The sequence below is a fragment of the Campylobacter sp. BCW_6468 genome (assembly GCF_001762865.1).
In the GTDB taxonomy this organism is placed as follows: domain Bacteria; phylum Campylobacterota; class Campylobacteria; order Campylobacterales; family Campylobacteraceae; genus Campylobacter_D; species Campylobacter_D jejuni.
In genome coordinates this window covers 1-6,922 of record NZ_MJXQ01000002.1, presented here as the reverse complement: position 1 = coordinate 6,922, position 6,922 = coordinate 1, and the positions used below count along the sequence as shown (strand labels likewise).

Annotated in this window: 3 protein-coding genes and 1 pseudogene; all 4 read right to left on the bottom strand. The window is 26.9% G+C overall.

The features are described from left to right. Positions 1-473 (bottom strand): annotated as a pseudogene (locus AJ889_RS00095) (hypothetical protein); the annotation flags it as partial. A gap of 18 nt (positions 474-491) precedes the next feature. Further along, on the bottom strand, positions 492-4,424 hold the full coding sequence (locus tag AJ889_RS00090) for a hypothetical protein (RefSeq protein WP_070293166.1): 3,933 nt from the start codon (positions 4,422-4,424) through the stop codon (positions 492-494). Positions 4,425-4,468: 44 nt separating this feature from the next. Then, positions 4,469-5,215: a hypothetical protein gene (locus AJ889_RS00085; RefSeq protein WP_032591305.1), complete on the bottom strand. Its 747-nt coding sequence runs from the start codon at positions 5,213-5,215 to the stop codon at positions 4,469-4,471. After that, entirely contained in the window at positions 5,205-6,800 is a 1,596-nt protein-coding gene (locus AJ889_RS00080; RefSeq protein ID WP_070293167.1) for a lysozyme, read from the bottom strand. Before AJ889_RS00080 ends, AJ889_RS00085 begins: the two co-directional genes overlap by 11 nt. Positions 6,801-6,922 lie beyond the last annotated feature (122 nt).

Sequence of the window (6,922 nt, the reverse complement as noted above, 5' to 3'; positions counted from 1 at the left end):
ACTTCATCGTAAATATAGGCATAATCTTCATTAACCAATCTTCCTTTTTCATCTACATTAGCATAAGCATCATAGGGTATATCTATAACCACAGATCTTAATCCACTTCTTATTGCTAAATATTTATATCTTTCTCTTTTGGTTTTTAAAGAATGATAATAAGCTTTTTCTGCTTTAGTCCAAGGAGCTATAGCTCCTTTGATAGGATCTTTTAAATATATACTTTGCCATTCTTTAAATTCAACTAGAGTGGATTTTTGCCCTGTATAAAAGTTAGGATCTAGGTATTGGGGTTTATAGTCTTTGTAGGGGGAGTTTCGTTTAATGTCGTGTGCTTCAAACAAAGCTTTGGAATATTCTTCGGTATAGTTGCCTGTGGGCTTAACATTTTCTTTAAAGAGTATTTTATTGGTATCTTTTTCCACATCTAATGCTAATCCATTGGGTGTATAAATCTCATAAGTTTCACTCATTATCTATCCTTTCTTAATTTAACCCATATATAAACCATCTTCTATGATTATAGTAGTGGCTAGTCTGCCTATGAAATTAGGCGGTAATTTTTGGGATTGTTTGTTTTTAGTTACACTTTCTATATCCTCCTCGTTTCCTTCTTCATTGTCTTTGTTTTTCAAGCTTTCTTCATTTCCATTTATCCCCATATACATAGCCTTAAGATTGTTTTGTCCTATGATATTGAGTTTTTCTAGTAATCTTCTGGTTTTATTTTTATCTTCTATATATCTTCCTGTTTTATCTTTACTTGTATTGTAAATTCCATTAGCAAAATCTTGTAAAATTTGTAAAGCTTCATTGTAAGCATGAATAGGACTATCTTCATCTTTTTTAAAAGCACTAATTTGCTTTTCTTTATTTCTAAACTCTTTAAACAAAGGATGATTACAAGGAAGTTGATATATAGTGCATTTTTTAAGTTCTAAAGATTTTAACTCTTTAAAATAAAAAGTATAATCATCTATAATATATTTTTGTTCTTTTATATCCTCTAAAGCAGTTGCATTTCTTTTCTCATCAATAATCAAATAAGACAAAAGTCTTTTTAAAAGAAATTCTTTATTTTCTTCAAGCTTTGGTTTTATTTCATAATGAAAGGAAAAATGAGTGTCAAAAACTCCTGTGCAAAGATCTATGCCATAAAAAATTTTCTTTAAATCAAAGCTAATGAATTTCGAATTGATTGCAAAAGGATAAGTTATAAAATGATCTCTTATAACTGCTAAAGGAGAATCATCTTTAAAGGTGTAAAGCTGATAAACAATGCTTTCATATTGTTCTTGTAGGGCTTTAAAATTTGTTGGAAAGAGATAATTTAAAAAAATACCCACAAATTCTCCAGTCACAATAGAAGCAAGGTCAAGTTTATTTAGCTTAGCATAAGTATAAATAGTATATTTTTGAGTTTGTATATCTATGCTATGCATAAGAGCAATTTTAGATATATTGCTTTCTTGATTAGAGTATACAAATAATTGTTTCATATATTTATCACTCCAATAAATCTTAATTTGTTTTTCATTAAAGTATTCTTTTATCTTTGTGATAAATAGATTTAAACCGGATGTATTTTTTTGTATTATTAAATTGGATTTTATCTCTTGTGTTAAAATCATTTGGATTTTAGTATGAGTTAATTCTTTTTCTATTTGTTGCAAGTGTGCTTTTATTATTAAATTAGATTTTATGTGTATATGATATATACTATTCTTTTTTGGAGGTACAAAAATACCAAGCTGTTCTTTAAAAAATTCTTTAAATCCTTCTTTGTTTATTTTAATACAAGCTTGAATAACATATTCTATTGTTTTTAAAAAATTAAAATCCCACAACATTTGAGCTGTAAAGCTGATAAAAGGACTAGCACTTAATAAAATTTTTAACATTGCATAAGTAAATATTTCACTTGTTTTTTGTTCTTTTGCCTTATTTAAATATTCTTTTCCATACATCTGTTCCAAAAGCTTTGATAAATCTGATATTTGTTTCTCTATATCCATCCATGCAACAAAAGCTCGTTGCGTTTCTTCGTCTAAATTCATAAATTCTTTAATGCATTTTTGTTCATCTAAATAATACATTTGCTTTAATTTGATTATTTTTTTATCTAATGTATTTGTTGTATCTAAATCTTTTGATAATTCATTAAAAAAATCATCTATAGTTATCGAACTATCATTTTCCACAAAAGAATAATCTTTTTTGTCAAGTATTTTTAATAATTGCGATACAACTTCATATGCTGTAATATTTGTTGGCTCATTATTTACATATATTGGACATTCATCTGTCCATAAAACATAAGTTTTATCTAAGTATTTTATATATACAAAATTACTGCCTCCATATTTTTTCAAATCCAAATTGATATTTGGAAAAATAAGCTTAGCTTGATACAAGACAAATGAAATGAATAAACATTCCATTAAAGAATAGTTCCCAAATGAAGATTTATCCGATTTTTCAAAAAACTCTTTTTTCAAAAAAGTTAAATATTGATGAGCTATCTTCTTTTCTTTTTCTATGATGGATTCTTTGGCTTCGTTTTGTTTAAAGAATTTTTTGATATAAAAATAAGGAAGCCATTTTTTATCATTTATTTTTTTATTGTAGTCAATATAAGCTAAAATGTTTATTCGTTCGCAATGTCGTAAATTTTCCGTCTTTTTTACTATTTCTATCATTGGCTCATTTTCTGATATTGCTAATTTTTCTTTAGCTGTTTTTGCGAATTCTGGTAGCTTCTGCGGTGTAGCAACAAAATTTGTTAAATATTTATAAACCTTTTGCATATCTTCATAAGCTTTTTTACTATTCTCATAAGCTTCTTTGGATATTTTCACAAAAGGGCTTAATTGTAAAATATAAGGTTCATTTTCATCTTGTGGCATTTCTATGCTATATTCGCTATAATCTCTTGTGCTGTCATAAGTTTTTTTTGAAGTATCAATATTTTTTTTAATTCTTCTGTATTTATCTTGTATATTATAGTTGGCGATTTCTTGAGTTAAACTTTCACTAAGTCCTGCATTGTATTTATTGGGGATATTTGAAATAATCAAATAATTTTTACTCATTTTAGTTGTATTTAAATCTATTTGTGCATTTTGATTTTTTTGTGCGAAAAATTCAGCTAGTTTACTTGAGTTAAAATTTGGACTTTCTATATAGGAAAAATAAATAAATTGTTTAATATCTTCTTGCAAATTCTTTAAAATAGCATTGTTTTTTAAATACAAATTAGATAATTTTTGCGTTGAAATGAAAGCGGGTAAATTGCTCGATTTTGAATCATTGGGTGTATTTTTATACCCCTTGTCTTTTTGTTCTGGGTTTAAAAAGATTTCACTAAAAATATTTTCAATGCTTTTTATTTCTTCGCTTAAAGTGATTTTATAAGCCAAATTCGAAGCGATATTGCTTTCATCGCTTCCAAGATATAATCCAAAACCACTTAAATCAATAATTTCTTTTTTATCAATAATTAAAACACAAGATAACAAGCGAGAATTAATATAATGAATAAACATAGCACATCTAGTGGCTAAAAATGCGGCTAAAGGCGTTAAAAGTGTGCCATAATCTCTTTGAGCAAATTCATAATACTCGCTTGCAGAACCCATTAAAGAAAATAAACCAGCAGCCAAAATAGCTAATCCTGCCCCACCTGTAAGAACAGCTACCACTGTGGCTATTGCAACACCCGCTATAGCACTTAGTATGATTTTAATTTTTTCATATTCTTTTTCTTCGGCAAGTTTTTTAATGTGTTCTAACAACTCATTGATAAATTTTTCATAAGTATTTTTTAAAGTGGGACTTATGCTATTTTTGAAAAAATCCGATTCTATGACATTTCCAATCTTTTCTAAAACTTTTTTCTTAAAATCATCAAATTTCTCACTGTTTATATTATCAGGATCAATGTTTTCGATTAACTCGTCTAAGGTTGTTATATCTTCAGAATCTTTAGCTAGTTCTTTTAAAGTATTGATAAATTCGATACAAAGATTATTTTTATCTGTATGATAAAAAAGATTCAAATCTTTATCTTGTTTCTTGTCTTGAATTTCTTCTTCTAAGTCTTCTAAATAAACTTTAGTACAAATTTCACTGCTTGATAAATCTTTTAAATTTACATTTTGTCCAGCATCAAGCTCATTAAGGGTATGGATATTTATTTCTATATTATTGTGATTATCACAAGTTTGTTTTAAAATTTCTAGTATTTCCATAGTCAATATTTGATTTTTAGATAGCATTTTTCTTTGATGAAAATCAATATTTTTTAATATAGCGTGTAAAATAGAAAAATTAGGATAAATAAAATCAATCTGTTTAACTTCTTTATTGTTGATTGTTAAATTTTTAATAGTTTGAATTAACTCTGTTTTAGAACTTATAAACATAAAAGATTCCTTATATAAAGCATTATTATATCATTTTTTATTTGCTAATATTTTTTGTCTCTATTAATCTCTCCTATCCATCTAAGCACATTGCCCTTATCATCAATCTCTACTTCTAAATCTTTGTATTTGTTGTAAAATTTAGGAGCTAAGATTTCTTGGAAGTATTTTGTGCCTTTTGGGGTTGTTGCTATCCAGATATTGTATTGTGACCAATATTGTGGTGTATCCCAAGAAACATCATTTAAAATAAGACTATATCCACCCTCGTCTAATGTTTCAGGATCGTCCAAATCTCTAATAAATTTGTCTTGATAAAAGAAATTATCTCTAAAATATATCCAAGCTTGATATTTATCTTCTTTATAATAAGATAAGTTTGAGGGATAATCTATTTTATTTCTATCTTCATCACAATAAGATCCAAAATCTATATAACCTGCTAGAAAAAGTTGCCCCAAGACATTAATATATTCACTTATATAGGTAGGTTTGGGTGTATTTAAATAAAATGGACTGCTAATATTATCGATGCCGTAAGTATCTAATAAAATTAAATTATTACATTCCCACCTTGAGACACCCATGCTTTTTCCACAAATAAGCAAAATATAATATTCAAATAGTTCTAAAATACCGACCTTATCTTTTAAATGAGATGATATAATTAAAGTTGGATTAGCATAATCATTCTCTAAAAGCTGGGTTTTTTTCCATATATCAAAATCTATATCAGGAAAAAAAATAGCACACTTTTCGTTTTCATCCCATTTTATATACCTATATTTCATTTTTTATCCCATTTTCTATATGTATTGTTTTAAGATTTCCTCTTGGCTTATTGGAATTTATCTCTATGGTCTCACCCCCGCTTTTAGAAGTTTTCTTATATTGTATAATAGTTTGATCATCTAGTTTTCTCATATAAATCGGCTGTCCGTATTTTTTATCTACTTTATTTTCAAACTCTTCAGAATTTTTAGTTAACTTTTTCCATAATTTGTCTAATTCCTCTTTATTTTCAACTATTCTCCTGCGTTTATCTCGAACATTTTTTGGCAGTTTATCTACTATCTGCAACACTTCATCTTTAGTCAATGTTCTGGGTTTTAAATACTCAGTATCTTTAAAAAATTGCTTTATCCCTCTTAAAGCCGGAACAAATGTATAACTCACATCTTCCAAAGGTTTATCATTGAGTTCTAATTGACTAGGAAATACTATCTCAATAAACTCCCCACTGCCATCTTGTGTTTGTATTCTTATAACATTATCAGGGATAATTTCTTGAGTATTGTTTTCACTAACCCCATTTACCACCACAAATTTACAAACATAAAGCTCTTGTTTTCTATCTTCATCTTCTAAGATTTCATCTAGTCCTTGTGCGATTTGAAGTTTTAAATTTTGCATTTTTGCAGGAGCTAAAAAACTAAAATGATATTCGTTTAATTCTTTATTATCTTCTAAAGCATTTTTGATGATTTTATCATACTCATGTAGCTGTGTAAAATACCCTGCTCCTAAATCTTTATTTTCAAATTCCTTATAAGCACTTTTATAAACTTTAGCAATGTTTTTTGGGATAATAAAATAAAGTTTGATTAAATTAGTATCAAAGCTAAGATTTAGTTCTTTAAATTCATAATCTTTACTAAAGTCTTGTTTGAATTGATTAAGAATATTTATATCCTCTATATCTTTTAAATCTTTTAAATCTATATTAAATTCATTTAAAGCCTTATTTTGTTCTTTTTTTTCATTATTGATTAAAAGATTATAGATAGGTAAATTATCTTTTTGAAATCTATCACTTTTATAATGAAGTCTTATTATAGGTTCTTTTAACTCTATTTGATTTTTACTTTGTTCTCCTAAGCCCTCTTTAGGATCAAAGCTGTGATCAAATTTAAACTTAGTAGGAGTAAAGCTTACTTTTAAAGCAAAGCCTTTATCTGTTTTACAAGCTGAGATGAGTTCTTGTAAGATTACATATTCATTATTGACTTTCTTTTGAGATAAGGATCCTTTTACATTAACAACTTTAGTACAAGGAACACTTACACCTGCTATAGTATTAGGACAAGCTACTATACTAGAGTTTAATAAATCACTTTCTAGCATTATAGGCACACCATCATCTTTAAAAGTTTTTCCTTTGTTTGATTTAAGTATGACTTTGCCTCCATGGATACATTCTAGGTTTTGATTTTCTAAAAGAGCATGAAGTTTAGCTATAGCTTGTTTTTTATCTACTTGTGTGGTTTTTTGTTCTTTTAAAGTGTTTGAAATTAAGTCTTTATACTCTAAGCTTTGTTTGCTTAAACATTCTAATTTGATATTTAAAGAATTTTCTAATATAGAATAATTAAGCAAACAAAGTTCATCATTTTTATAAAAGATACTAAGTCTTCCTAAACCACTGCTTTCATCTTTAGGAGAAAAATAATAACTAGGTGTATCTTGTTTTATAGTATTATCTTGATCTAATTCTCCAA

Excerpts from the sequence above, each read along its gene's own strand:
- AJ889_RS00090 (WP_070293166.1), bottom strand. The coding sequence starts at position 4,424 with ATGTTTATAAGTTCTAAAACAGAGTTAATTCAAACTATTAAAAATTTA.
- AJ889_RS00085 (WP_032591305.1), bottom strand. The coding sequence starts at position 5,215 with ATGAAATATAGGTATATAAAATGGGATGAAAACGAAAAGTGTGCTATT.